1 protein-coding gene and 1 pseudogene are annotated in these 1252 nt (G+C 45.2%); both read left to right on the top strand.

Annotation, left to right across the window (positions count from 1 at the left end):
• Positions 1-206 precede the first annotated feature (206 nt).
• Positions 207-727: pseudogene (locus HG547_RS20555) on the top strand (IS630 family transposase); the annotation flags it as partial.
• A 75-nt stretch (positions 728-802) separates the two neighbouring features.
• Positions 803-1252 (top strand): helix-turn-helix domain-containing protein (locus tag HG547_RS20550; RefSeq protein WP_169548856.1); only part of this gene is annotated, 450 nt, incomplete at its 3' end.

The raw sequence follows: 1252 nt of genomic DNA, 5'->3' as shown, positions 1-1252 counted from the left end.
CAAGCGCTTTTTTCAGGTTTTTATGATTAATTTTCAAATAGATTGTTACACCCAAGCTAGGCACAACCTACACACTTGTTATACCCAGAGTTATCCACACTGAGAAGGTTTAATGACTAGATTAAATAATTACTCAACTTTAAGTTAAAAGAACTCACAGCTGTGCGTATTCAAAGTTAATTGTGAGGCTGATTTTTTTAGTCTCAATTGATATTTGGTTTCAGGACGAAGCCAGATTCGGCCTGCAAAATACAACGACACGCCTTTGGGCCCCCAAAGGCAGTAGACCAAGAGCGCTAAAACAGCAGCAGTTTGAATATGTGCACCTCTTCGGCGCAGTCTGTCCTGCAACAGGAGAAACTGAAGCCATCATCACGCCATTCGCCAATAAGGACATCATGCACCAGCACCTGGAGCTAATTGCAAAACGCACCAAACCTGGCCGCCATGCAGTCGTGGTAATGGACGGTGCGGGTTGGCATACCAATGACATTGCTGCTGATATCCCTAACCTGTCGATCCTCAAACTGCCGCCATATTCCCCAGAACTAAACCCCATCAAACAGGTATGGAGTTGGCTGCGCCAACATTATCTCGCCAATCCTGTTTTAAAGGATATGAGGACATAGTGGATGCCTGCAGCAAGGCATGGAACAGCTTTATCAGTTGTACAAAACGCGTGATAAAGATGTGCTCTCGGGAATGGGCAAAGGTGACTGAGCTTTAATGCGGATTGGTATTATACCATTCCGCATTGAAGTCTGATCTAATAGCAAGCAACCCAACAGCTTAAAATTGGATTATGAAATCTAAAACTGCTGAAAGTCTGCTTAGCCTCTCCAAAAGAGAAAAAAATCCGCATAAGCGCATGCGATTGCTCGCTGTATCGCTATTTTTGCAATGCCATAACCGCACTCAGGTGGCAAACCAGTTGAAGGTGGCCAGATCTAGCGTCAACTTATGGGTCTCCAGCTATCTTGAGCAAGGACTGGCAGGACTTGAAGATAAACCACGCCCTGGGAAGAAGCCGTCATTGTCAAATGAGCAAAAAAGGAGACTCGCCAGATACATTGAGTTCAAAGCACAATCAGATGAGGGCGGCAGACTCACTGGGGCAGACATCCAGCAATACATCTCGAGTGAGTTTAATGTTGAGTACCATCCCAATCACATCTACAAGCTACTCAAGAGCATGGGATTCTGTTGGATAACCAGCCGCTCTAGGCATCCAAAACAAACTCAGAGGTTACAG

This window comes from Shewanella sp. DNRA4 (assembly GCF_012843185.1).
Classification (GTDB): Bacteria; Pseudomonadota; Gammaproteobacteria; order Enterobacterales; family Shewanellaceae; genus Shewanella; species Shewanella xiamenensis.
Note: the sequence above shows the minus strand (reverse complement) of the source record. Positions and strands in the feature narration are given on the sequence as shown.